Source organism: Chamaesiphon minutus PCC 6605 (assembly GCF_000317145.1).
In the GTDB taxonomy this organism is placed as follows: domain Bacteria; phylum Cyanobacteriota; class Cyanobacteriia; order Cyanobacteriales; family Chamaesiphonaceae; genus Chamaesiphon; species Chamaesiphon minutus.
The window spans coordinates 526080-551750 of sequence record NC_019697.1 but is presented as its reverse complement, the minus strand read 5'-3'; the positions used below and the strand labels follow the sequence as shown (position 1 = coordinate 551750).

General features: G+C 45.5%; 16 protein-coding genes. 10 read left to right on the top strand and 6 right to left on the bottom strand.

Going from position 1 to position 25671, the window contains the following annotated elements; genetic code table 11:
• Nucleotides 1–45 precede the first annotated feature (45 nt).
• From CHA6605_RS02535 to CHA6605_RS02525, 3 genes are all read left to right on the top strand, one after another.
• The gene (locus CHA6605_RS02535) at nucleotides 46–2625 is read left to right on the top strand and encodes a peptidase domain-containing ABC transporter (RefSeq protein WP_232432167.1); all 2580 of its coding nucleotides are present in this window, start codon (nucleotides 46–48) and stop codon (nucleotides 2623–2625) included.
• Between the two features lie 211 nt (nucleotides 2626–2836).
• Nucleotides 2837–5023 (top strand): response regulator, encoded by a 2187-nt coding sequence (locus tag CHA6605_RS02530; RefSeq protein WP_015157982.1) that lies wholly within the window; start codon nucleotides 2837–2839, stop codon nucleotides 5021–5023.
• A gap of 85 nt (nucleotides 5024–5108) precedes the next feature.
• Nucleotides 5109–5852 (top strand): peptidylprolyl isomerase, encoded by a 744-nt coding sequence (locus tag CHA6605_RS02525; protein ID WP_015157981.1) that lies wholly within the window; start codon nucleotides 5109–5111, stop codon nucleotides 5850–5852.
• A 185-nt stretch (nucleotides 5853–6037) separates the two neighbouring features.
• Here CHA6605_RS02525 and CHA6605_RS02520 read toward each other — a convergent pair whose 3' ends face one another.
• Nucleotides 6038–6646, bottom strand: a complete 609-nt coding sequence (locus CHA6605_RS02520; protein ID WP_015157980.1) for a hypothetical protein — start codon at nucleotides 6644–6646, stop codon at nucleotides 6038–6040.
• 133 nt (nucleotides 6647–6779) lie between these two features.
• Between CHA6605_RS02520 and CHA6605_RS02515 the strand changes: the two genes are divergently transcribed.
• The 3 genes from CHA6605_RS02515 (at nucleotide 6780) to CHA6605_RS02505 (ending at nucleotide 9208) form a co-directional block, all read left to right on the top strand.
• The gene (locus CHA6605_RS02515; RefSeq protein WP_015157979.1) at nucleotides 6780–7322 is read left to right on the top strand and encodes a thioredoxin family protein; all 543 of its coding nucleotides are present in this window, start codon (nucleotides 6780–6782) and stop codon (nucleotides 7320–7322) included.
• A 277-nt stretch (nucleotides 7323–7599) separates the two neighbouring features.
• Entirely contained in the window at nucleotides 7600–8823 is a 1224-nt protein-coding gene (locus CHA6605_RS02510) for a BaiN/RdsA family NAD(P)/FAD-dependent oxidoreductase (protein WP_015157978.1), read from the top strand.
• 166 nt (nucleotides 8824–8989) lie between these two features.
• Nucleotides 8990–9208 (top strand): hypothetical protein, encoded by a 219-nt coding sequence (locus CHA6605_RS02505; RefSeq protein WP_015157977.1) that lies wholly within the window; start codon nucleotides 8990–8992, stop codon nucleotides 9206–9208.
• 76 nt (nucleotides 9209–9284) lie between these two features.
• Here CHA6605_RS02505 and CHA6605_RS02500 read toward each other — a convergent pair whose 3' ends face one another.
• From CHA6605_RS02500 to CHA6605_RS02480, 5 genes are all read right to left on the bottom strand, one after another.
• On the bottom strand, nucleotides 9285–10346 hold the full coding sequence (locus tag CHA6605_RS02500; RefSeq protein ID WP_015157976.1) for a mannose-1-phosphate guanylyltransferase: 1062 nt from the start codon (nucleotides 10344–10346) through the stop codon (nucleotides 9285–9287).
• 240 nt (nucleotides 10347–10586) lie between these two features.
• A complete protein-coding gene (locus CHA6605_RS02495) occupies nucleotides 10587–11711 on the bottom strand; it encodes a site-2 protease family protein (RefSeq protein WP_015157975.1) in 1125 nt (374 codons plus the stop codon).
• 248 nt (nucleotides 11712–11959) lie between these two features.
• Nucleotides 11960–12781, bottom strand: coding sequence for a leucine-rich repeat domain-containing protein (locus tag CHA6605_RS02490; RefSeq protein ID WP_015157974.1), 822 nt, complete (start codon nucleotides 12779–12781; stop codon nucleotides 11960–11962).
• Between the two features lie 228 nt (nucleotides 12782–13009).
• Complete coding sequence (locus CHA6605_RS02485; protein ID WP_015157973.1) at nucleotides 13010–13444, bottom strand: tetratricopeptide repeat protein; 435 nt, start codon at nucleotides 13442–13444, stop codon at nucleotides 13010–13012.
• 301 nt (nucleotides 13445–13745) lie between these two features.
• Nucleotides 13746–15131: an AAA-like domain-containing protein gene (locus tag CHA6605_RS02480; RefSeq protein WP_015157972.1), complete on the bottom strand. Its 1386-nt coding sequence runs from the start codon at nucleotides 15129–15131 to the stop codon at nucleotides 13746–13748.
• Nucleotides 15132–15494: 363 nt separating this feature from the next.
• On the opposite strand from CHA6605_RS02480, the gene CHA6605_RS02475 reads away from it, so the two are divergent.
• From CHA6605_RS02475 to CHA6605_RS02460, 4 genes are all read left to right on the top strand, one after another.
• Nucleotides 15495–19058 (top strand): AAA-like domain-containing protein, encoded by a 3564-nt coding sequence (locus CHA6605_RS02475; RefSeq protein ID WP_015157971.1) that lies wholly within the window; start codon nucleotides 15495–15497, stop codon nucleotides 19056–19058.
• A gap of 318 nt (nucleotides 19059–19376) precedes the next feature.
• Nucleotides 19377–22565, top strand: coding sequence for a WGR domain-containing protein (locus CHA6605_RS02470; RefSeq protein ID WP_015157970.1), 3189 nt, complete (start codon nucleotides 19377–19379; stop codon nucleotides 22563–22565).
• 265 nt (nucleotides 22566–22830) lie between these two features.
• Nucleotides 22831–24351 (top strand): type I restriction-modification system subunit M, encoded by a 1521-nt coding sequence (locus CHA6605_RS02465; RefSeq protein WP_015157969.1) that lies wholly within the window; start codon nucleotides 22831–22833, stop codon nucleotides 24349–24351.
• A complete protein-coding gene (locus tag CHA6605_RS02460) occupies nucleotides 24348–25562 on the top strand; it encodes a restriction endonuclease subunit S (RefSeq protein ID WP_015157968.1) in 1215 nt (404 codons plus the stop codon). The genes CHA6605_RS02465 and CHA6605_RS02460 overlap by 4 nt, the downstream gene beginning before the upstream one ends.
• The last annotated feature ends 109 nt before the right edge of the window (nucleotides 25563–25671 follow it).

Below are 25671 nucleotides of genomic sequence, written 5' to 3'. Positions count from 1 at the left end.
GGTCTATCTTGCAGGTTTTTACACGTATCCTGTAGCTATCCCACGTTGACTGTCGGCAAAAGTTTTGGTGCTAGTACTCTCTTTGCCGCTGACGAACTGAGTTCCTACGTGGCTAAAGCCGCGCTGGTAGTGGGTGGAACCGAAATATCGATCGGATTTATCGATCGAGATAGTATCGCCGCTTGGTGGCTCAAATACCCTACGATCCAGAGCCATCTGTGGGAGCGCGCGCGCTATCTTGAAGCCATTATTCAGGGCGAAGTCGAACCCTCTGCGCTGCAAATGCCTCAGCGAGGACTACATGCGCGATCGCCGTTAGCAGACATGCCCGTCCGTTCGGTAGAGCCGATCTCGCCGCGCGCGGACTTGTCTTCTGTTACGCCTCCAAGACCCCAAGCTACACCAGAACGTTTCAAGGAAGCTTATTTCCCCACTCCGAGTCAAAAGCTCGGACAATGGTGGAAAAAAATTACTCACACTTACCCCTTTTACGCCCAGCACAGTGCCTCCGATTGTAGTGCGGCTTGTGTGGTGATGGTGGGCAGGTATTGGGGGCGAGATTTTAATATGAATCGGTTGCGGGAATTGGCGCATGTCAGTCGCGATGGGGCATCGCTTAAAGGTTTGGCAAATGCTGTCGAGAATTTGGGGTTTAATAGTCGCCCCGTCAAAGCTAGTCTCGATCGGTTGGCAACTCAACAACTCCCTGCGATTCTCCACTGGGAGGGCAATCACTATGTGGTGGTATTTGAGATTACGCCGCAATATGTAATTATCTGCGATCCGGCAATCGGTCAGCGCAAATTAACTCATCTAGAATTCAACCAGAGTTGGACGGGTTATTGTTTGCTGGTCGTGCCTACCTTAGCCCTCCAAAAAACTGAAGGAAAATCGACGGATTTTTGGCAGCTTTTTCAATTGGTGAAACCGCATCGGACGATCGTGTTGGAGATTTTTATCGCTTCGATCGTTCTACAGATTTTTGGCCTCATATCGCCGATTTTTACGCAATTAATTCTCGATCGAGCGATAATTCACAAGTCTGCTAGTAGTTTGGCAACTTTTGGGGTGGGATTGTTGATGTTTGGTGGTTTTCAGATCGCCATGTACGCCTTGCGCCAATATCTCATGGCACAGACAGCTAACCGGATCGATGCAGCTTTAATTATCGGCTTTATTAGACATGCATTTAGTTTACCGTTGAGTTATTTTGACTCGCGACATGTGGGCGATATCATCTCGCGGATTCAAGAAAATCATAAGATTCAAAGTTTTATCACGGGTCAATCTTTGGGCGTGATTCTAGATTTGATGTCGGTATTTGTGTATGCAACGCTGATGTTTATCTACAGTTGGAAATTGGCACTGGTAACTCTAATCTCGATTCCACCATTTTTGATTCTCACATTTGCATCGACGCCATTTCTGAAGAAAATGTCGCGCGAGATTTTTAATGCTTCTAATGCCGAGAATAGTTATCTGATCGAAGCTCTCAATGGGGTACGCACGATCAAATCGATGTCGGTAGAGAAATCGGTGCGATGGAACTGGGAAGAACGCTTGAATAAAGAAATCAAGCAGACCTATCGCGGCCAAATTATGGGTATTAAAATTCAGGTAATCAGCTCGATTATTAATACCATTAGTAGTACGGCTCTAATTTGGATGGGAGCATTGTTAGTAATTTCGGGCGAGTTTACGATCGGTCAATTGTTTGCATTTAATATGCTCTCGGCTAACGTGATTAGTCCATTCCAAAGATTGGCGGGACTATGGAATAATTTGCAAGAAGTCGGCATCGCGATCGAGCGATTGTGCGATGTAATTGAAGCTAAGCCAGAAGAAGATCGCAATTCTTATCGTCAACCTTTGGGCAAGCTGCAAGGTTATGTTAAATTCAAAAATGTCACATTTAGATACAATAAAGATGCTGAAGCAAATGTCTTAGAAAATATCAATTTTGAGATCGCGCCAGGACAAACAATCGCCTTAGTCGGGCGGAGCGGTTCGGGTAAAACTACGCTAGCTAAATTAATTTTAGGACTGTATCAACCAACAAGTGGATCGATCGAAATTGATGGTCGAGAGTTGGCGACAATTTCGCTACATTCTTTGCGCTCTCAAGTCGGTATTGTCGATCAAGATACCTTCTTATTTAGCGGTACTATTAAAGATAATATTACTTTAGCCAAGCCAAACGCTAGTATAGAAGAAATTCACCACGCTGCCGAACTCGCTGGAGCCGATGAATTTATTAAGAAAATGCCCATGCGCTACGATACCGAAATTGGTGAAGGTGGAGGCATGTTATCGGGGGGACAACGCCAACGACTGGCGATCGCCCGCGCATTGTTAAACAACCCCCGACTGTTGATTTTTGATGAAGCAACTAGTAGTTTAGATACCGAATCAGAACGGATAATTCAAAAGAATTTAGAAAAGATTCGCCACGAACGCAGTACGATTATTATCGCCCATCGGCTCTCTACCGTTCAAAATGCCGATCTAATTTTAGTATTAGATAAAGGTATTTTAATTGAAAGTGGCAACCACCATCAACTCATGGCCAAACGCGGTCAATATTATCATCTAAACCAACAACAACTCGTTACTATTCAAGAATGACTTAGCAATTAAATATAAAAGATTGCATAGGGTGTACGGTACTCACTATCTGGGATTAAGACATTAGATATTTGAGAATATTTATCCCTACCTAATTAGAGTGGACACTGCCCACCAGTTAGATCTCAGATAATGTAGATACGATCGATATTTGTACTACCCAATCAGAATTTTAAAATTCAAATTATAACTAAAATTATTATCCGTTCTTATGATTGCCCAGCAACACTCCACACCAATTATTAAAATCCTGGTAGTTGACGATCTACGCGTCGTTAGAGAAAAGCTCAAGGCAATCTTGCAACCGCATGAAGATCTGCAAATAATTGGCACAGCCGCAGATGGCGATAGCGCGATCGAACAACTCGAATATTTACAGCCTGATATTATTTTACTCGATGTCGATATGCCTAAGCTCAATGGCATCCAAGCGGCTCAAATTATCAATCAGAAATATCCCCAAATTGATGTGATTATTTTGAGTGGCTCTATCGATCGCGATGAGTTAACTAATATAGCCAATTCATCGATTAAAGAGTACATCATTAAAGGTAAAATCGATCTAGAACTAGCCGATAAAATTCGGACAATTTATCATCAATCTGAGCGAGAAGTTACATCGCCACAACTCGATCGCGATCGAGTTGTTGAATTCAATCGAGCTAGTAAACGCGATCCCTCAAATCACAGTCAATTAACATTATCACCAGCTCCACTTCAGGCTGATTTTAGTGATAATGCTAGGAGTCAATTTACATCGATCGCCAATACTAGCTTGAGTAAATTGCACGATTGGTCGAGTTCGGCTAGAGAATTAATCGATATGATGCCGATCCCGTGGACGCGGGGATTATTATACTTTGTCGCAATCTTTTTAGGGATTGCGATTCCGTGGGCATGTTTGTTTAAAATGGATGAAATTGGAACCGCTAGAGGTAGACTAGAATTTCAAGGTAATACCATCAAACGCGAAGCCGATATTGAAGGTAGTGTCGCAGTTACTAAAGTTTATGTCAAAAAAGGCGATCTCGTTAAAGCCGGACAGATAATCATGGAACTCGACACCAAAAATATTCGCGAACAAATCTACCAAAATCAACTCAAACTTAACGGCGCACGCCAACAACTCGATCGATTATTGCTGCTCAAAAATCAAATTGGACTGGGAACTACCGCGCAACAACAGCAAAATCAAGCTCAACTCCTCGAAAAACAATCTCAAATCGCACAAGCACAACAAAGTTTAGCCACACTCGAATCTAACGCCAATAGTCAAGTCGCCGAAAAATTAGCCCAACTACGTCAAACCGAACAAACCCTCGCCGATCGTCAATCGAGCTACAATCTCCAACAGGCGGAGAAACGCACGCAAGTCCGCCAAGCCGAGCAATCGATATTAGATGCCCAAACCAACTATTTGCTCGCTCAGAATCGGCTTAAAGATGCTCAAAATGAAGCAAATCGGTATCAAAACCTCTATCGCACTGGCGCGATTCCCGAAGTTAAAGCTAAAGAAATTGCCAGTATCGCGCTCGAAAAAAAGCAACTGCTCACTCAAGCATTTGCTAGCCTCCAACAGTCAAAATTACGCCTCAAAGAACAACAAGAAAACAACCTAAAACTGCTTCAACAAGCTCGTGCCGATATTACCCAAGCTCGACTCAGACTCACCGAACAACAACAAAACTATCAAAGCACGATTTCTAGAACGCAGTCCGATATCGCTCAGGCAAAATTGCGAGTAACCGAACAACAACGTGGCTCAGAAAGCTTAACTAAAGGTGGTAATATTGCCGTCCTTAAAACCGAGCAACAATCGAAAGAAATTCAAAGTCAAATTGCTACTTTACAATCGGAAATCGATCGCGATCGCGCGCAAGGTAGTTTTCTCACGCAACAATTGCAAAGATATACAATCCGTGCCGATCTCGATGGCACGATCTTTGAGTTACCGATCGTTCGGGAAGGATCTGTCGTCCAACCCAAACAATTATTAGCCGAAATTGCTCCTCAAGGTGGCGGATTGGTATTTAAAGGTGAAATCCCCGCCGAGCGGAGCGAATCGCTCAGAGCATCTTTAGATAGCACCAATGCTACCAATCCCGATCGTAAAGATGTCAAACTCAAATTTGATGAATTCCCTTTTGAAAGTTATGATATTGTCAATGGTAAATTAACTTGGGTCGCTCCTAATTCTAAACTCACTCAGATTTCGCCCAACGGGACTAGTGCTAGTTATGATATCGAAGTGCAGCTAGCACAGCCTTGTATCAAACATGACGGTCGATGCATTCCATTTAAATCTGGGCAACCTGCTACGGCTGAAATTGTCATTCGCAATCGAAGAATTATCGACTTTATTCTCGATCCATTTAGAAAATTAAGTAATTCTAACTGACAATCGATCGAGATTCTATACTATGTATTAAAATCAGATATATTTATTAAAAAAGTTTCTAATTAGACTACTTTATAGCAGAGCAATGATAGCAAATATCGAACGTAAAATTACCGAACGAGATTTAATTAATGAAGCCAAGCTAGCTGGCAAAATTCCCGAACTGATGCGCGGCATCATTCGCCGCCAAGTTATCGAACAACAAGTCCGCAAAGCGGGAATTAGTCCGACGACAGCAGACTTACAACAAGCTGCTGACAAGTTTCGGCTGGTAAATAAATTAGAGAGTGCCGCAGCCACTCAAAAGTGGCTAGCAGAGCGGTTTCTTTCGGTTGATGACTTTGAGGAAATGGTGACTCAGGAGCTGATTTCGCAGCAACTAGCGCGATACTTATTCGGCGATCGCGTCGAGCAGTTTTTTTATCAAAATTTAGTCGAATATACCAGTGCGATTATTTACGAAGTAATTTTAGAAGATCGCAACTTGGCAATGGAGCTATTTTACTCGCTCCAAGAAGGCGATCTCAGCTTTGCCGATGTCGCCTATCAATACATTCCCAATCCCGAACTGCGTCGCCGAGGTGGCTATATTGGGAAAGTCGGACGCAAGCAACTTCGTCCCGAAATTTCCGCCACCATATTTGCCGCTAAACCACCACAATTACTAGCACCGATTGTCACTGCTGTCGGCGTGCATTTAATTCAAGTCGAGGAGATTGTCGAACCGCGATTAGATGACGATCTCAGACAGCAAATCCTCATGGAAATGTTCGATCTGTGGCTAGCAGATGCGATCGCTGCCTACCCGCAATGCCCGATCGAGATTTAGCGTCCCGCTTTGACATCTGGGGAAAGAAGAATGCACAAATCTTGGTGCCTAGTTTAGATTCAGGGTACCCACAAGGGGCACCCCTACAGATTAATTGTGTAGGGGTGCCCCTTGTGGGTACCCGACTATCTATACTCATACTAGTCTTTCTAGATCGGTGCAAAATGCGATCGATGCCACCTAGATTATTTAGCCAGATAAATCTCACGAATATCGTCTGGTACCGCAGCTTCTAATTGTTGATAACCTTCAGTCAGATAGGCAGGAATTTCTGCTGCGGGAATTGTTTGTCCTTCGCCTTGCAGATAAGCCGAAATTCGCTGCTCGTTCCATTTGAGACTCTGAGTCATCACTACCACCAAGCGCGACAGCGGCGGTACGCGATCGAGTGCGAGTTCTAGATAGCACCACAATGGCGGCGGCGCGGCATTGAGCGCATAACGGATCTGTGCTGGTGCGGGCACTTCAATCCGCTCGATCGTGTTTCCAGTAATATCCATCAGCCAGTTTTGCCAATTAGTTGCTTCTGGAGCGGCGGCTAATTTGACTTGTCGCAGTTCGCCAAAAATCTGTCGCCACGCGATCGCAAACAGATAATCTGCCTGAAGCTGAGATTCTACCGCATGTTGCACCACGCTATGGACGATCGCGCCATAACGACAAAACAACGCCGTAAAAAACTTGCCCTGTTCGGGATGCTGTTGGTGTAAGCTCACTAATTCTCGATCGCTATAACCAGCCAACGATTGTAAAATCTCGCACTCGGCTTCGGGAAAGGTGGGGATTGACAACATCTCGAACTAGTTGACAGTTAACAGTTGACAGTTTACCACTCGATCGGACGCGCGATCGGATCGGGTTCCACACCAATTGCAACCAGCACGATATATTGAATTTACATACTATGCTGAATTCTTAATTTTTATTATGCAATCAACTCCTCCCGCACAACGGATGCGTAACTTTGCGATCGTCACGATCGCGATCGTCTTAGTCGTTGCACTCGTACTGGGAGTTCGCGCCCAAAACTTTACCGACAGCCTTGCCACTCAAGCCAAACAATCTCAACCGCTCGACATTGCCCTAACCAATGGCAAACCCACTCTGATGGAATTTTATGCCGATTGGTGTACCAGTTGTCAGGCCATGGCTCCAGATCTAGCCACCGTCAAAGCCCAATTTGGCGATCGAGTCAACTTTTCGATGCTCAATGTCGATAACACCAAATGGCTCCCCGAAGTCACTAAATACCGCGTCGATGGTATTCCCCACTTCGTCTTTTTCGATAATAAAGGACGAGTACTCGCCCAAGCGATCGGCGAACAACCCCGCCAGATTTTAGAATTAAAATTAACAGATCTCATGGCTGGCAATCCCCTCTCCGACACCGCAGCCGCAGGCGAAGTTTCTAAATTTACACCCAAAGTAGTCCCCAGCGAAGACAAAGCCGATCCTCGCGCGCATGGGTAGGGATTAGGCTTTAGGCTTTAGGCTTTAGGTTTTAGGCTTTAGGTTTTAGGCTTTAGGTTTTAGGCTTTAGGCTTTAGGTTTTAGGCTTTAGGTTTTAGGCTTTAGGTTTTAGGCTTTAGGCTTTAGGCTTTAGGTTTTAGGTTTTAGGTTTTAGGCTTTAGGTTTTAGGCTTTAGGTATTGTGGAACGGCGTTCCATCCATTACCCATTACCCGTTACCCATTACCCATGACCATTACCCATCCACCCATCCACTCACCCACCTATCCACCCCCACAGTGCAAATCATCATCATCGGCGGCGGAGCGGCAGGTTTCTTTGCTGCGATTACCTGCGCCCAAACTTATCCCGATACTCGCGTTACCCTAATCGAAGCGGGAAAACACCCATTGGCGAAGGTCAAAATCTCTGGTGGAGGGCGGTGTAATGTCACTCACTCCTGCTTCGAGCCGACTCAACTAGTCCAATACTATCCGCGCGGTAATAAAGCTCTACGCGGTGCCTTTAGCCGCTTTCAGCCTCAAGATACCGTCAACTGGTACGCCGAGCGCGGCGTCAAGCTCAAAACCGAAGCTGACGGACGGATGTTTCCGACTACCGACGACTCAGACACGATCGTGCAGTGCCTATTAGCCGCTGCGACGGCTGCGGGCGTCAAAATCTGGACGGGTGAGGCTGTAGCCGAAATTAGCCCTCAACAGCCGTCAGGATGGTCTGTAGCCCTCAAATCTGGGGCGATTCTGAGTGCCGATCGAGTATTGTTAGCGACAGGCAGCAATCCCAGTGCCTATAAATGGGCGCAACAATTGGGACATCCGATCGCGACTCCCGTACCATCGCTATTTACCTTCAATATTCCCGATTCGCGTTTGGCAAATTTAGCAGGTGTCAGCGTCAAATCGGCCACTGTCAAGCTGGCTGGTGCGGGTAAGAACGCTTTGACGCAAACAGGAGCATTACTGGTTACCCATTGGGGTGTCAGCGGGCCAGCAGTGCTAAAATTATCAGCCTGGGGTGCCAGGTTGCTGGCGGAGGCGCGCTATCAAACTACTTTAATTATCGATTGGTTGCCAGATTATCGCCCCGATAAATTGCGCGAATTAATCTTATCCGTCAAATCTCAATTACCCCAAAAAACGATCCAAAATAGTTGCCCCGTGCCGATTCCTCATCGCTTGTGGGAATCGCTAACGAGTCATATCGGCATTCAATCTACCGATCGATGGGCGGGATTGGCAAATAAAACACTCGATCGCTTAATTGGCGAACTCAATCGCGGTGAATATCAGATTACTGGCAAAGGCGTATTTAAAGAAGAATTTGTCACCTGTGGCGGTGTCGATCTTAAGTCGGTGAATTTCCAAACGATGGAAAGCAAAATTTGTCCGGGGTTGTATTTTGCAGGCGAAATTCTCGATATCGATGGGGTCACTGGTGGCTTCAATTTTCAGAGTGCCTGGACGACAGGATATCTGGCAGGTTTGGCCATGGGTAATGTGTAGATAGTACCGCTTGCCTAATCCTGTCAATCCTGTCAATCCTTAAATCTCGATCGGTAATGGGTTTTGTTTGACGAATAAGTTGTGTCATCTCGATCGAATGAAAGAGCGAGGTCTTGCGATCGATAAACTAATTTGCTACGATATAATCACAAGCTACTTAAAATGTATGTCACAGCGTCTCAAGCGATGGGAATCCCCCCGCAAAGAAGGGAGAAATGACAAGGGTAAAGGCGGTTCGGCACGCCAACGCCAACTCAAAAAGCGCACTCAAATGTTACGACAAAAACTCAAAGACCAAGGCAACGACAACAATGGCCAAGGCCAACATAAAAAAGGAGAGAATCATGATTCTCTCCTTTTTTTATGTGGATCGCATGTGGTTTAAATCGCTCGCTCGCTTTTTCTATCGATCGGTCTTATGACCCAAGATCTTTTTTAATCTTGTCTATCGATAGAGCCAATTAGAGTAGCCGATCGAGTTCTCGATCTTCTTTAATTTTATTGACCACTTGTTTGATTTCTTGGGTGCGATCTTTGGCGACAATTAGGGTCACATCGCCATCGCGGACGACGACGACATCTTCTAATCCGATCGTGACTACTACTTCGTCTGGATTGCTGGCATAGAGCACTGCACCTGTGGTGTCGATACAGACGTGATTGGCTAATTCGACATTAATATTGTCACCTTTGAGGAGTCGTTCGATCGCGTTCCAATCGCCCAAGTCATCCCAACCAAAATCAGCGGGAATGACATGGGTGAGTTTGGTTTTTTCCATCAAGGCATAATCGATACTAATCTTGGGTAAGGTGGGATAAATACTGACGCCTTTTTCGATCAGTAATTGCATTAGTTCGGGTGCATGTATATTTAATTCGCCGATCGCGGTGCTAGCTGTGAAAATAAAGATGCCACTATTCCAGGTATAGTCGCCACTAGCGATAAAGCTTTTTGCTGTTTCTAAATCTGGTTTTTCGGTAAATCGATCGACTCGATAGGTATCTCGATCGTTATACTTACCGCTGGCAATGCCCTGCTGGATATAACCGTAACCAATTGAGGGAAAAGTCGGTGTAATTCCTAACGTGACGATCGCGCCTGTATGCTCGGCCAATTGTACCGCCGATTCGATGGTCTGGGCAAAAGCTTCGGCATCTGCAATCCAAGCATCGGCAGGAAAAAAGCCGACTACGACATCTTCGCCATACCGTTTGGCTACTTCCAATGTCGCCCAAGCTACCGCTGCTGCCGTATCTCTTCCTTCTGGTTCGGCGAGTAAATTCGCTGCTGGTAAGCTAGGCAATTGCTCCTGAACGCCTGTTTCGAGAAGTTTTGAGGTAATGACCCAAATATCATCCCACCCACCGACAATCGGCAATAATCGGTTAGCTGTGGCTTGGATCAGACTTTCGCCGCTACCATCGAGGCAGAGAAACTGTTTGGGACGATGTTTGCGGCTCAGCGGCCAAAACCGTTCGCCTTTACCGCCAGCCAGAATTATCGGGACAAACTTTGGTCGCATGGGATGGATTTAGAAGTGGCTAAATGTTATTTGCAGACGATCGCAATTAATTTACACTACCATGACAATCGGGTTACTTCTAGCGAGTAATTGCGGGGAAATCCCAATCATAATGAGAATTAGCTGCGGCTAAAAACTAGGGTACCCACGAGGGGCACCCCTACAGATCGATTGTGTAGGGGTGCCCCTCGTGGGTACCCGATGGTCTATGCTAGTTCTAAAAGATCTCGACCTCTAGATCTAAGCAGGATTGGCCTGTGGTTGGCGGTGGATCAGGTTAATTACGGCTGTTTTTTCTAAGAGTCCGACGAGAATACCTTCGCTATCGGTGACACTAAGGGTGCTGACATGCTTGGATTCTAATTGTTCGATCGCTTGCAATAATGGTCGATCGCTGATAATAATTGTCGATGGCTCGATCGATTGTACGATCTCGCTGACTAGAGTGTGCGCCCAACGATCGGAACGGACATCTTTGAGTGCGTCTAGGGCGAGTTCGCCGACTAAGTGTCCAGATTCGTTAGTTACTAAGAACTTCTGCCAGTTGCTACCAGCGAGGGTACGTTGGTCTACAAATTCGCGGAGAGTGATATTGTCACGAATGATGGGACTGTTAGGAGTAACAGCATCGGCGACAGTCAATCCGGTCAAGCGTTCTTGAACTCGCGCATACTGAGCGGATTTACCAGCATTTTGAAGTAAGAACGAACCGATTAGCAGGTTCCAGAAGTTGTCGAAGCTACCATATAAGAATACAGGCAATAGGCCAGAAGCGATTGCGACCCAACCAAAGGCTTGACCGACGATACTGGCGATTTTGACGCCTTTGTATTGATTTCCAGTGACTTTCCAGACGATCGCTTTGAGAATGTTACCACCATCGAGGGGTAAACCAGGAATCAGGTTGAATAAACCGAGCGAGAGGTTAATAGCTGCCAGTACGGCGGCAATGGCGGCTAAGGGGCCAGTAATATGAGTGGCGAAACCGAGTCCAGTCAGAATAGCCGCGATAACTAAGCTTACCGCAGGGCCAGCGATCGCGACCCAAAAGGCGTTAGCAGGGCTGTCGGATTCTTTTTCTAAGCTGGCTAATCCGCCGAATAAGAATAGGGTAATCGAGTCTACTTTGATTCCTTGTTTAATCGCGACGAAGCTGTGTCCTAGCTCGTGTGCGAGTACGGAACTAAATAAGAGTAAGGCGGTAACTAAGCCTAAGAGTAAGGGGGTGCTACCTGGCAAATCTGGAAATTGCGCCGCCAAGCCTTCGCCATAACTCCATGTGACCAAGCCCAACACTAGGAACCATGAGGGGTTTACATAAAAAGGGATGCCAAATAAGGAACCCACCCGAATATTACCATTCATCTACAGCGACCTCTTTCTTTGAGTCTAGGAGCGTTTTTTATCGATTACGTTTATTGTAACGAAGTATTAACTAGGCTCTCATGATTCGGGCGCAGTAATATCCGTCCGTGGGGGTTCGGTTGCTTTAGGCTTTAGGTTTTAGGCTTTAGGCTTTAGGTTTTAGGCTTTAGGTTTTGGGCTTTAGGTTTTAGGTTTTAGGTTTTAGGCAGAAGGCAGAAGAGGGTAGAGGTTGGATGGGATAGTTATGGTTAGTCGATAGTTAATTTGCTTTTGGTTGATTCGATCGATTTTCGATCGATTTCGATTCTATATTTAGCTAATAGTCGCTGAAGTTTCCAGCTACTCAAATCGCTCCAATATTGATAGCGCAGATTGACACCTTGAAACCGAACGGTTTCTAATTTAGGTAATTCTTGAAGAATGGATAAATCTGTGAGCGGATTACCATCGAGATGCAGTTCTGTTAAATTTTTGAGATTGCAAATACTTTCGGGCAGACTTGTGAGTCGATTGCCATTTAGCTTTAATTCGGTTAAGTTGGTAAGCCTACTGATAGTGTCTGGTAAGCGATCGAGTGAGTTACCGCTGAGGTTTAACTCGGTTAAGTTAGTGAGGTATTCGATACTGGCTGGCAGGCTGATTAGTCGATTGCGATCGAGATGTAGGCAGGTTAAATTACTGAGACTACCGATACTTTCGGGGAGCTTATTTAGGAGATTATCTCTGAGGCTCAACTTAATCAACTTTGAGAAATTACCGATATTTTCGGGGATATTAACTAATCGATTGGAGCCTATATATAGGTTGGTTAAATTTGATAGCTTGCCAAGGCAATCGGGTAAGTTACTCAGTTGATTGCTACTGAGAGATAAACTAGTAAGTTTGGCAAGATTGCCGATCGTTTCTGGCAAATTAATCAGGTTATTGTTAAGTAAAGATAGAGTAATTAAGCTTGATAGATTGCCGACGCTATCTGGTAAAATACCGAGCTGGTGAAAGCTCAGATCTAATGTGGGTAACGATTCGAGCTGCACTCGATCGATTTTTTGAATTAGGTTGGCTAGTTCCATTGTTGTTAATAATCGATGTTTCGATGGGCTACATACTGCCAACTTGCGGGGGGATGGGTAGATGGGTGGACTGTACCACCGTAGGATGGGTGGATGGGATCGTTTATCCAAAATCCCCTAAAGCCTAAAGCTTAAAGCCTAAAGCCTAAAGCCTAAAGCCTAAAGCCTAAAGCTAAAGCCTAAAGCCCAAAGCCCAAAGCCTAAAGCCTACCCCCTACCCTCTACCCCCTATTCCGACGCTCCGCGTTCTGCCAACCAATTGGTTGCCATTTCGTAGCCTTCTTGGTTTTCCTGACGTTGAAATAGCAATGCGGCGGCTTTCATGCAACTAATACCTTCATCTGTATCGCCTAAGAGATTTCCGGCTGCCATGAAGGCGACAGCATTGGTACGATCTAGTTTCACGGCGCGATAGTAGTATTCTAGTGCTAGGCGATCGTTACCAGCTCTTTGAGCGGCTAAACCCTGCCGCACGTATGCCATCGATCTCTCGCTGGCGTTGGCGAACTGGCGATTGTTGGTACGTGATGGAGTTTTCGATTCTTCGATCCGTTTGATAGTTAAGGTGTTGACTCCAGGTGCGAGTTCGGCAGAGCCGCTAGTAGCTGTAGCAAATAATACAGAAAGTAGAGTCAAACCAGAGATAAAAATTTGCTTGGACATGACGGCGATCGGTGTGAGTGAGTGGGTATGAGATTATTAAACAATCCACAACACTGAATTCCGCAAACAGATGTTTTTGCTACTATTTAGTTGTTATTTAGTTTCGATCGCTGCAAGATTGCGAAACTAGGAAATTGTATTAACGCTAGTGGCTACGGATAACCTCAGCGGTTAGAAACCGCTGCTAGTGTTGCGAAGTCCGCCTACGCGGACTGATTAACTAGTCCGCGTAGGCGGACTTCGCAACACCAGCCACGACTTCCAGTCGTTGGCTGCGCCGATCGAAGCAACTGATGTTACATCAGCTCGATAACGCCCGAAAATATTGACGGTACAGCTCGCACCTAGGAACGACAACTTCACCTTGGTATTTAACCAAACCCAGTCCTTCTAGTTTTCCTTTCAAGCTAGGGGATAACATTGCCCCTTCTGGAGTGCGGATGACACTAGCCATCGCGGCGAGTAAATCTGGTTGAGTATGGAGGTTGGTTTCGAGCCGTGCTAGGTGATGGCGATAAAAAATGCCCTCACGACTGGTAGCCGTCGTTAGTAAAGTCGATAAATCGATATTATTGCTGGCAATCTCGAACATCGCCAGTCTGACTAAAAAAGGATGTCCGCCGATGACGCTCATCAAATTGTCGATATCTATCTGCGTCCAGTTTAATTGATGTTTGGCGGCGAGTAATGTCACTCGATCGGATGTAAATTCGCCTAGTTCGATACTAATCCCGACATTGAATGGCGATCGATCGATTTCTAGCGGGACATAGACTTCGGCGGCGTGAGAGATAATCAGTCGCAGTTTGCTGAGGACTTCGGTATGTTTTCCCGCTTCGTGGAGACTGCGTAAGAGGCTAAAAAAGTTGTTGTATAGATGGGGATAATCGAATAATCGATCGATCGAGTCTAAGCCAATAGTCAGCGGTGCGACTAAATCGGGCAATAAGTAGCTCTCGAAATATTCCTGAGTACCGAGCGTACTCCCCACCATTGTGGTGAGACTGGCATATTCTTCGTGCTGAAATTTATGCTGAGTTTTAAGCGCGACACTAGCGCAAAACCAGTGCAAAAAGAGATCGGCATCGCTCCACGCTTGCTCCATTACTTGTTCTAAACTCAGATATACCGTCCGATCGCCCTGACTTTCGGCTTGACGCAATAAGCGCAGCATCAGCGAGGTTTTACCCATTTGGCGCGGTGCTTTAAGTCGGATCAGCGCGTGGGGTTTAGCAATTTCGGTTTTGCAATAAGTCTCTTGCGGCAGTCGCTCGATATAAAAGTTAGAGTTGAGTGGTACCGAGCCTTCTGGCGTTTCTAAGGGCAATAGCTCTGTCGCGCTCGGCGGTAGCGGTGCAGGCACAACTATCGGCTGTACCGAGCGTTGACTCAAAACCTGCTGTTCTTGCGGCTGTCTCTGTCCCCCCATCTCCCGCGTTTCACTCTCTCCCCCGCTCCCCCTCTGCTGGGGCATTTCTGCAAAGGCGCGCCAATCCTCAATCCCCAACTTTTCACAAATCGCCTGAAAGATCCGTCGATCGACGGGGATACCGTTAATAAAATTACTAATAGTAGATTGCGCGAAGCCAAGTTCGTCAGCTAAGTCGTTTTGACAAAAAAAGTTGTGATGGACGAGCGTTTGTACCCTACCGATAACATCCGATCGAAGTCTAACTGAGCGTGGCATCGATCTCTCCAGGAACGTATTATGCGGCTGTGAAGCTGGGGTTCGGGGGTGTGTCGAGATAATTTAAATGTCTTAGTGCTTAGTGTAGAACTTGGGTGCCCCTTGGGGATACCCTCAGATCTACATTAGGCACTCGTCTTTAGATAATGCTGCAAGATGTGAGTCATTGGCATTACTTACATCTAGTAATTCTAGTAATTTCTCGATATTAAGTCAATTAAAACTCAATTAAAACTCAATATATAAGGGGTCTGTTCTCGATTTGGCTATGTTTTGATAAGGTTAGAGAACTGCTCAAGCTCAATTCATGCCTATGGCTACTGCGACAACCTGCGGGTACCCCTGGATACCCCTCCACGATCGATGCTAGAACGCGAACCCTATGAGTATCGAGTTGGGGGCAGTTTGCCAGAACATGCACCCAGCTATGCCATCCGCCGTGCCGATCGCGATTTTTATGATGGGTTGAAGGCGGGCGATTTTTGCTATGTCTTTAACTCTCGCCAAATGGGCAAAACCAGCCTGCTGGTGCGGACTTTGCACAGGTTGCGGGGCGAGGGAGTGGCTTGTACGACGATCGATGTTTCGGGTAGGGGGAGCGGGAATATTCAGCCGGAACAGTGGTATGCAGGAATTGCCTATACTTTAGTGAAAGATTTTAAGTTAGCCAATCCGCTCCAATTTATGAAAAGTTGGTGGCAAGAACGCGATTTTTTGCCGCCCCCCCAGCGGTTGGCTGAGTTTATTGAAACGGTGCTGTTGCCCAATACAACCACGCCGTTGGCGATTTTTATCGATGAGATCGATAGTACTCTGAGCTTGGATTTTTCGACAGATGATTTCTTTGCAATTATTCGGAGTTGTTACGATCGCCGAGCGACGAATCCCGATTACCAACGCCTCACCTTTGCTTTAATTGGTGTAGCTACACCTTCAGATTTAATCGCCGACAAAAGACGCACGCCATTTAATGTCGGACGGGCGATCGAATTAACGGGATTTACATTAGCAGAAGCTAGCCCACTCGCGATCGGATTGATGGAGCTAACGGACAACCCGCAAGCGACGCTAGCAAATATTTTAGAATGGACGGGCGGGCAACCATTTTTGACTCAAAAGTTGTGCTATTTACTCACGCAAAGTAATCTATTCGTGCGATCGAATGATGCAGTTGCTGTTATTAAAAAACTAGTGCAAGCGGAGATATTAGAAGACTGGGAAAGTAAAGATAATCCGCCACATTTTAAAACGATCGCGGCACGATTGACTGCTAGTGAAACTCGATCGAGTAGCTTATTAGGGCTGTATCGCCAGATTTTAACCGACCGATCGATCTCGATCGATAATCTCCCCGAAGAACGCGAGTTACAATTATCGGGAATTACGGTTAAATTTGGCGATCGATTGCGAGTTGCCAATCCAATTTATGCCGAGATATTTAATCGATCGTGGGTAGATAAACAGCTCGCCAGCTTCCGTCCGTATGGTACGGCTGTTAAGGAGTGGCTCGAATCGAACAAGCAAGATAATTCTCGATTGCTTCGAGGTAAAGCCTTGGAAGACGCACTAACTTGGTCTAAAGGCAAAAATTTAAGTAATATCGATAGTCAGTTTCTCAGTACTTGTCGCGAACAGCGCATTTATGAAGCCAATCAAGAAGTGCTTCAGCAACGTATCAAACAACTGTGGTTGCTGTCGGGAATTGCCATCTTATTTGCCTTCAGTGCTTTGTATCTAGGTGCCGAAGCGCGGCGAGAAAAAGAGAAAGCCCAGATTGCTACAATTACGGCTAAAAATGCCCTCAATCAAGCATTAATTAAATCAGATAATTCCAAGCATACTCTCGAAACTTTAATTGGGACTTTAGAAGCCGCCAAATTATTACTAAACGATCCGGATCGGCAGTTACAGCCAGAAACCGAAACCAATCTTCAATACTCTCTCTACGGTACGCTCGAACGCAACCGTCTCACGCATCAAAATACCGTTACAGGGGTTAACTATAGCTCTGATGGTAAATTTATTGCATCAGTTAGTAAAGATCGATCGCTGAAGATTTGGCAACCAGATGGTAAAGAAATTATCGTGATTCCCCATTCCCAATCTTTAAAAGATCTCGCTATTAGTACCGACAGTAAAAAGATCGTAACGGTAGGTGATGATAATCGAGTAAGAATTTGGAATATTGAAGGCAAACAAGTTACCCCAACATTGGCACCATACGAGCGACGGGACAAGTTTTTGCGCGTGGCAATTACGCAAGATGCGAAGTATATTGCGGCGGCAACTAATACCGATTCTCAAAATGCCGAAATTGTCATTTGGGAAGTGAAGAGTGGCAAGATTATGAAAGTGTTAGCATTTCCTAAAACTCCTGGAGAAGTAGGCGATCGCACTCACAGTTTTCGGGATCTGAAATTTAGTGTCGATGGTAAGTTTCTCGCTGCTGCCAGTACTGACACAACGATTAAAGTGTGGGCATGGCAAACTAGCAAGAGTCCGCAAATTCTTACTGGTCATCAAGATTGGGCGTATTCGCTCTCGTTTCGACAAGATGGTAAATGGTTGGTATCCAGTGGCGGTGGTAGCGACAAAAGCTTAAAAATTTGGCAAATTAAAGCTGGTGAATTTAAGTTATATAAAACGCTCGAAAAGATCCATGAAGAAGGCTTTTATGTAGCTTTTAATCCCAATAACAGAGAATTAGCAACCGCTGGAGGAACTCTGAAAATCTGGGACTTCGATCGCATTTTAGCCTATTCTCGATCGACAATTAATGCTAATGATTGGGGGAATATCTTACTCGCTCACATTAGCTCGAACCAAACAGAATATAAAAGTATCAGCTATAGTCCTGACGGGCGACGGATCGCACTAGCAGCAACAGATTCTCAGGTAATTATTTGGGAACCCGATCGTGCATTAGAACGTAATGTTAGTGCTAGCGATTTAAGCATCAAAAGGGTAACTTATAGTAATAACGGAAAATATCTAGCTACCGCTGGCTCGGACAAGCAAATTAGAATCTGGACGGCAGATGGTCGATTATTCCGAACTATTAGCGGTCATAAAGATTGGGTATATGGCCTGAGTTTTAGTCCCGACGATCGCTCGATCGCTTCAGCGAGTGAAGATAATACAATTAAGATCTGGCAAGTCGCAGATGGTAAACTGGTTCGCACTTTAAAGCATAATGATTTTGCCCTCGATGTCAGCTTTAGTCCTGATAAGCGTTATTTAGCTTCTGTCGGTAATGATGAAAAAATTAAAATCTGGGATGTGCGCGATGGGAAACTAGTTACAGAAATTAAAATTACAAATAACGATCATTGGATTTGGAAAGTCACCTTCAGTCCCGATGGTCGTTATTTAGCTGCAAATAGTACTAATGGCGTCGAACTCTATCGCACCAGCGACTTTACCAAAGTTCGGACATTAGACGATAATAATCGCCAAAAAATGCAAAGCTTACTAAAAATTAGTTTCAGTCCCGATAGCAAAACAATTGCGGCTTCAGGCGTGGATGGACTATTCCGCTGGTGGAGCATTCCAGATGGTAAATCTTTAGCTAAATACCAAGCTCATCAAGCTGCTAGCGATGACGTTCAATTTAGCCCTGACTCACAGGAAATTGCCACCAGTGGCGGGGGGACGATTAAATTCTGGAGTCGCAAGGGCGAATTGCGGCGCACGATTGAGAGTTTTAATGCTTTAAGTCTGGCATTTAGCCCCGATGGTAAAACTTTCGTCGCGGTGGATAAAAATGGCGTGATGAGATTCTGGAATTTGGCGAGGTTAGAACGGGTATATCTGAGCCTCGATGCTTCTTATGCCAAGGGCTGCGAGCGTTTGCAGGAGTATCTCGCTGGCATTCGCACTCAACGCGATCGCAATTCCGTCTCGATCGATTCTATCTGCAATCCGTAACGATCGTTTCTTTCTCCCAGTCTCCGAGTCTCCCAAAATAGTAACCTTATTTACGCCGTAGACTACTAGTGCTTAGTGTAGACCCAGGGTACCCACAAGGGGCACCCCTACAGATTAATTGCGTAGGGGTGCCCCTGTCTTGTCGTTTTTTTATTCGGGGGTTCCCCCCGAATAAAAACGCCGCTTGTGGGTACCCGACTATCTCTACTAAGCACTAGTCTTTCCATATTGGTGCAAGATGTGAGCAACAGAAGTATTGGATTGTCACTGGATCGATCGTATAGTACAATAGTATCGAGAATTTGTTACCGATCGTCTATGCAACTCATTCAACGCACCACCCTCGTCTATCAAGCAGGTAGTTCGGATAAAGTCTATGAAGTCGATCTGTGTCAAGTAGCACCCGATCGCTACATGGTAAATTATCGCTATGGTAGACGCGGGGGCAATCTGCGCGAAGGGGCAGAAACAGTAACCGCAGTCCCGCTAAATGAGGCGCAACGGGTGTTCGATCGACTAATTCGATCGAAAGTAACTAAAGGCTATCGCGAGGCGGGTACGGTGGCACCTGAAGCGGTTGCAGCGAGTGTTGCCGTACCTGCGAACATCGACGAACCAGATGAACGCAACCGAGCGGTGTTAGCCAGATTGATGTTGGCGGTAAATAACCGCAATGCCATCACCAAACCGAAGGAATGGAAAATCGATCGGGCGATTTGGCGATCGGGAGAGTTACAATTAGCCGCAGCGACGCCTTTACTGATGCAATTATGGGGCAACAATCCGCTGACGAATTATAGTATCGCTTGGGCATTGGGAAATTGCGGCGATGCCAGCGCGGTGCCGATGTTAGACGCGATTTACCGTCAAGCCGACACGCCAGCTCATATCCGCCGAATTGCGCTCGAAGCTTTATTCAAGCTCAATCCAGAAGGTGCGGGGGCATTGCGCGACGAACTAATCGTCAAATTACCCAAGCCGTTGCGCGAGTTAGTGCGGCAAGGTGCAGCCACAGCCACTATTATCGAGGCTTTACAAACTTATCTTGCCACCGCTACGCCGCCTCAATTTGACGTACTAGATTTGCTATATCAGATTGATAGCGAACATACTCGCCCTGCTGTTCTAGAGATAGTGCGACACGCACCCTTCCAGCCCAATTATTTTCAGCGGTTGCGGCACATTTTCAAGATTGCTGAATATCGCCACGACGCCGAAGTATTTGGCATCCTGGTTTATCGACTCGATCGAACTCCCGCATTTTATAATAGTAATACTTACGGTATTTACATCCCTAATACTAGTGAATACTTACGGATGCAAAATTGGGTACGCAATCCCAAAACAGGCCAATATGAGTCAACACCAACGGGTGAATTCCAAGCAGAAATGGCTAAGTCGAATTGTCGATTGGCTTATAGTCATAAAACTCGCGATTATTTGCGGCGGCGAGTCTGGCGATCGCTCAAAACTTTGGGCGAATTAAATCGATCGGAATATGTACCGCTAGCGGTACATATCCTCTTGCAATATAGCGATCTCGATGCCACTCCCATTCGCGAATCAAATTATTGGCACCACACCGAACGTCGCAATCGCCGCATTAGCTGGGATAAATATGCAGCTTATTTAGCATTCAATCACATTCTCTATACTAATAGTCCGCGCTATGAATTGCCGCCATCGAATGATGTCTGGCGGTGTAAGTCTACATATAAAATCGGCGATCCGGCTCCGAATGTTCGGGAAGAAGCGTTTCCAGAATTATGGGAGCAACAACCGCATTTACTACTCCAACTATTATCAGAGAGTCAGTGCCAGCCAGTTCATGAATTTGCCATCAAAGCAATTAGAACTTGTGCCGAATTTTGCCAAGGCATCTCGATCGAGATCTTGATGCAACTGTTAGCCAAACCTTACGAAGTTACCGCTCAATTTGGCTTTGAATTAGCGCGCTCTCGCTATCAACCCGACAATCCCCAAACCGATCTGATTCTCGCGATCGCTAATTGTGCTTACGCACCCGCTCGGAGCGAAGCACATAATTGGATTCGCACCCAGATCGATCGATTTATTACTGACGATCGTTTAATTGCAGGTTTAATTATCAGTCCCGAAGTAGATACACAGTTATTTATTCAACAATTATTATGCAATACGATTTTCCCAGCGGATACCGCACGGACGATAATCGGACGCATTATTGCTGAATTATTAACTTTAGATACGACGCGATCGCATATTGCCGAACATGCCACTCAAACATTAATTACTTGTTTTAGTGTCGCCTTAAGAGCGATCGGTTTAGAAATCGTCCTCGATTTACTCCGTCATCCGCTCCCAGTTTTACAAACTTGTGGCGCGCAAATCTTACTCAATCATCAGACGCAAACGATCGATCTACCGCCCGGTTTAATCGATGCTTTATTAGAATCGCCAGTTGCTTCAGTCCGCGTCATTGGCGTCCAATTATTCGGACAATTACCAGATGAACTTTTAATAGAACGAATCGAACTAATTTTAACATTAGTCACTCACGAACTCCCCGAAATGCGATCGGCAATTCGTGCCAGTATCCAGCGAATTGCCGCAGCGCACCCAGATTTTACCACTACTTTACTCGATCGATTAATTCCGATCTTATTAGCACCCGAAGCACACGAAGGATTGCATACGTTCATCTCGCAACTATTGCAAAATGACTTACCAAATTGGATGGCAGTTACCAGTGCTGAAATTACCTGGACGTTGCTTAAATCTGCTGCTACTGCCAGCCAAGATCTCGCAGGTAAGATTTTACAAGTCAATAGTACCCGCTGGGCAGATACATTAGCTACCGAAAAAATTGCCGAACTCACCCATCATGAAATTCTGGCAATTCGCGTCGCTGGCTGGCAAATGTTAGAGCAAATCTTACCGCGCTTGCGCCAACAACCTGCGGACTTACTCGCTGCTACCGTAGTCATGGCATCCAAATGGGAAGACTCCCGTCAATTTGGCTTCAAGCTATTTGGCGAACTGCTCACCCCCGCCGAACTTAGCCCCTCAGTAGTAATTAGTATTTGCGATAGCAATCGTGAAGACGTGCGGAAATTCGGACGCGATCTAGTCGGGAGCTGTTTTCAACAACAAGATGGCTTAGAATATCTGCTCAAATTTAGCGAACATCCCACTACCGATATGCAGCTATTCGCCAGTCAATATCTCGAAGACTATGCAGCGGGAAACCTCGACAGACTGCAAGAATTGACGCCTTATTTTACTCGCGTCCTCGCCCAAGTCAACCGCGCTCGCGTCGCCAAACAACGGATCTTTGCCTTCCTCAATAGCGAAGCAATTAAAAGTGAAGCTGCGGCTCAAGTAGTAATTGAATTATTAACCAGACAATCAGCCTCGATCGCGATCGGCGAAAAGGCTCGTGCGTTAGAAACTTTGCTAAAAATTCATCAATTATATCCGCAATTATCGGTGCCGATTTTGGTTAAACAAGTACCTATGAAAACTTAGAAACCCACCCCTGCCCCTCCGAGGAGGGGAATTACCTTAACGTCTCCTGAGTAAATTAGATGGAAAAGATAAAATCGATCTCTAAGGTTTCAGGCATTATCTATTTAATAAATATTTGCACCTACTTACTTAGGATACAAAGGATATTAATATTAAGATGATGCTACCCACAAACCACCTCATCCTGTCCATCCTTACATCCTCAAAATCCTGATGCCGACAGTGGGATGTGGGAGAATGCTAAAAATGCCAGCATGGATTCTGAATGGACAAAACTACTATCCCCTTCCTCCCTGTCAATCAAGACGAGATTAATAATATCCTCTGGCGCGCTTGCGACACCTTCAGAGGTACGATCGATGCTAGCGAGTACAAAAACTATCTGCTGGTGATGTTGTTCGTCAAATACGTCAGCGACTCATGGACGGAACATTACGCGCAATTGCAAGAGCAGTATGGCGATGATAAGGAGCGGATTCTGCGGCGATTGGAGCGGGAGCGGTTTGTATTGCCCCCCGATTGTCGGTTTGATGATATTTATACCAAACGGAATGATACCAACCTCGGCGAGGTAATTAATAAGGCATTAGAGCAGATTGAGGAAGCCAATAAACTCAAGCTGGCGGGGGTGTTTCGGAATATTGATTTTAATAGCGAGGCGAATTTAGGGCAGACGCGGGAGCGGAATACCCGCTTGAAGATGCTGCTGGAAGATTTCGCCAATCCGAAACTAGATTTGCGCCCATCCCGTATCGGTAATCTGGATGTGATTGGCAATGCTTACGAATACTTGATTGCCAAATTCGCCGCTGGAGCAGGCAAGAAAGCGGGGGAATTTTACACGCCTGGGGAAGTATCGGAACTAATGGCGGAACTCGTCGCACCTCAGCCAGGAGAGCGAATTTGCGATCCTACTTGCGGTTCGGGTTCGCTGTTGATTAAATGTGCCAACTATGTGCGCCGTCAGGGGAGTGATAACTATAGCCTGTTTGGGCAGGAGAATACGGGCGGTACTTGGGCTTTAGCCAAGATGAATATGTTTCTACATGGGGTAGATAGTGCGCGGGTAGAGTGGGGCGATACGATTCGCAATCCCAAGCTGTTGGAAAATGATAAGTTAATGCGGTTTGAAGTGGTGGTAGCCAATCCGCCGTTTAGTCTGGATAAATGGGGCGCGGATGATGTAGCTTCCGACAGGTTCAAACGCTTCAATCGGGGCATTCCCCCCAAGGGTAAGGGGGATTTTGCCTTTATCTCCCACATCGTCGAAACCATGAGCCTAGAGCGCGGTAGAGTGGCGGTAGTGGTGCCCCACGGGGTGTTATTTCGGGGCAGTAGTGAGGGGAAGATTCGCCAACAATTAATCGCCGAAAATCTGTTAGATGCGGTAATTGGTTTACCGAGTAATCTGTTTTTCGGTACGGGAATTCCGGCGGCGGTGTTGGTATTTAAGCGGAATAAACCAGACAATAAGGTGCTATTTATCGATGGCAGTCGGGATTTTGCGGATGTGAAAACCCAGAACAATCTCAGGGCGGCAGATATCGTCAAAATTGTGGCGGCATACACGCAGCGAGAAACGATCGAGAAGTATGCTTATTTGGCGGGGTTTGATGAGATTCAGGAGAATGATTTTAATCTGAATATTCCCAGGTATGTGGATACTTTTGAGGAGGAGGCGGAGATCGATATTGGGGCAGTTCAGGCGGAGATCGATGGTTTGGAGGAGGAGTTATCTAAGGTTAAGTTTCGGATGGTTGGGTATTTGGAGGAGTTGGGCTTATGAAAGGTTGGCTAAAAACAACTCTTGGCAATCACGTAGATATAATTACTGGCTATCCATTCAAAAGTGAACTGTATACTGAATCTGAGCAATCTATTCGGTTGCTACGTGGAGATAATATTATTCCAGGTTCTACAAGATGGGATGGTGCTAAACATTGGTCATTAAATAATGTAGAAGGACTGAACAAGTATTATCTAAATCCTCAAGATCTTATAATCGCGATGGATCGTGTATTAGTAAGTAATGGACTCAAGATTGCAATTATTCGAGAGGAAGATGTACCCGCTTTACTCGTACAGCGAGTTGCACGGTTAAGAGCTAATAAAGGACTAGAGCAGAAGTTTCTGCCCTACTTGGTAATGAGCCATAGATTTGAGCAATATGTGAAAAGTGTTCAAACAGAAACGGCAATACCACATATAAGTACTCAGCAAATAAATGATTTTCCAATCGTTTTACCGCCGCTTTTAGAACAGTGTAGGATTGCGGAGATACTTGGGGTTTGGGATGAGTCGATCGATCTGCTGGAGAAGTTGATTGGGAGGGTTCGATCGCGCAAGCAGGGGCTGATGCAGCAGTTGTTGACTGGGAAGAAACGTTTTAAGGAGTTTGAAGGTAGCGAGTGGAAGAAAGTATCACTTGAAAAGATTGCAGATATTAATCCCAGAAGCCATCCTAATAATCTTCAATTCGTGGGTGAGTTTGTGGAAATGGCAAGCGTTTCTGAGTCTGGACATTTAAAGAATATCGCTAGCATAAATTTAGATACTTCTACAAGTGGATATACAGCATTTATTAATGGCGATACTCTTGTTGCAAAAATCACCCCATGTTTTGAAAATGGAAAGGGTGCATTTATTGAAGGTTTGCGAGGTATAGGATTTGGAAGCACAGAATTTTTCGTACTTAGAGCAAAGATGGAAATTATCCCAATTTATTTATATTATTTAACTCGAACTTATAATTTTGGAATGCGTGGTAAAACCATGATGCAAGGATCTGGTGGACAGCAACGAGTTCCTAGTGATTTTATTAGACAGTTCGCCGTAAAATTACCATCAATTCCAGAACAGGAAAAGATTGCTGCTGTACTCTCTGCCGCCGATGAGGAAATATCAACGCTAGAAAAACAACTGGCTGCTTACAAGCAACAGAAACTAGGATTGATGCAACAGTTATTGACAGGTAAGATTAGGGTTGAAATGATTTAAGGATCTGTAGGGGCGGGTTTATGCTAGGAATACCGAATGTAACGATAACGATCGATCGAACCCGCCCTCCCCACCAATAACCGACGCATGTTTCGATCTGATGATAGAA

Bases quoted from the DNA above. Each gene is read 5' to 3' on its own strand.
- CHA6605_RS02530 (WP_015157982.1), top strand. From the start codon at position 2,837: ATGATTGCCCAGCAACACTCCACACCAATTATTAAAATCCTGGTAGTT.
- CHA6605_RS02525 (WP_015157981.1), top strand. From the start codon at position 5,109: ATGATAGCAAATATCGAACGTAAAATTACCGAACGAGATTTAATTAAT.
- CHA6605_RS02520 (WP_015157980.1), bottom strand. From the start codon at position 6,646: ATGTTGTCAATCCCCACCTTTCCCGAAGCCGAGTGCGAGATTTTACAA.
- CHA6605_RS02515 (WP_015157979.1), top strand. From the start codon at position 6,780: ATGCAATCAACTCCTCCCGCACAACGGATGCGTAACTTTGCGATCGTC.
- CHA6605_RS02505 (WP_015157977.1), top strand. From the start codon at position 8,990: ATGTCACAGCGTCTCAAGCGATGGGAATCCCCCCGCAAAGAAGGGAGA.
- CHA6605_RS02500 (WP_015157976.1), bottom strand. From the start codon at position 10,346: ATGCGACCAAAGTTTGTCCCGATAATTCTGGCTGGCGGTAAAGGCGAA.
- CHA6605_RS02495 (WP_015157975.1), bottom strand. From the start codon at position 11,711: ATGAATGGTAATATTCGGGTGGGTTCCTTATTTGGCATCCCTTTTTAT.
- CHA6605_RS02490 (WP_015157974.1), bottom strand. From the start codon at position 12,781: ATGGAACTAGCCAACCTAATTCAAAAAATCGATCGAGTGCAGCTCGAA.
- CHA6605_RS02485 (WP_015157973.1), bottom strand. From the start codon at position 13,444: ATGTCCAAGCAAATTTTTATCTCTGGTTTGACTCTACTTTCTGTATTA.
- CHA6605_RS02480 (WP_015157972.1), bottom strand. From the start codon at position 15,131: ATGCCACGCTCAGTTAGACTTCGATCGGATGTTATCGGTAGGGTACAA.
- CHA6605_RS02475 (WP_015157971.1), top strand. From the start codon at position 15,495: ATGCTAGAACGCGAACCCTATGAGTATCGAGTTGGGGGCAGTTTGCCA.
- CHA6605_RS02470 (WP_015157970.1), top strand. From the start codon at position 19,377: ATGCAACTCATTCAACGCACCACCCTCGTCTATCAAGCAGGTAGTTCG.
- CHA6605_RS02465 (WP_015157969.1), top strand. From the start codon at position 22,831: ATGGACAAAACTACTATCCCCTTCCTCCCTGTCAATCAAGACGAGATT.
- CHA6605_RS02460 (WP_015157968.1), top strand. From the start codon at position 24,348: ATGAAAGGTTGGCTAAAAACAACTCTTGGCAATCACGTAGATATAATT.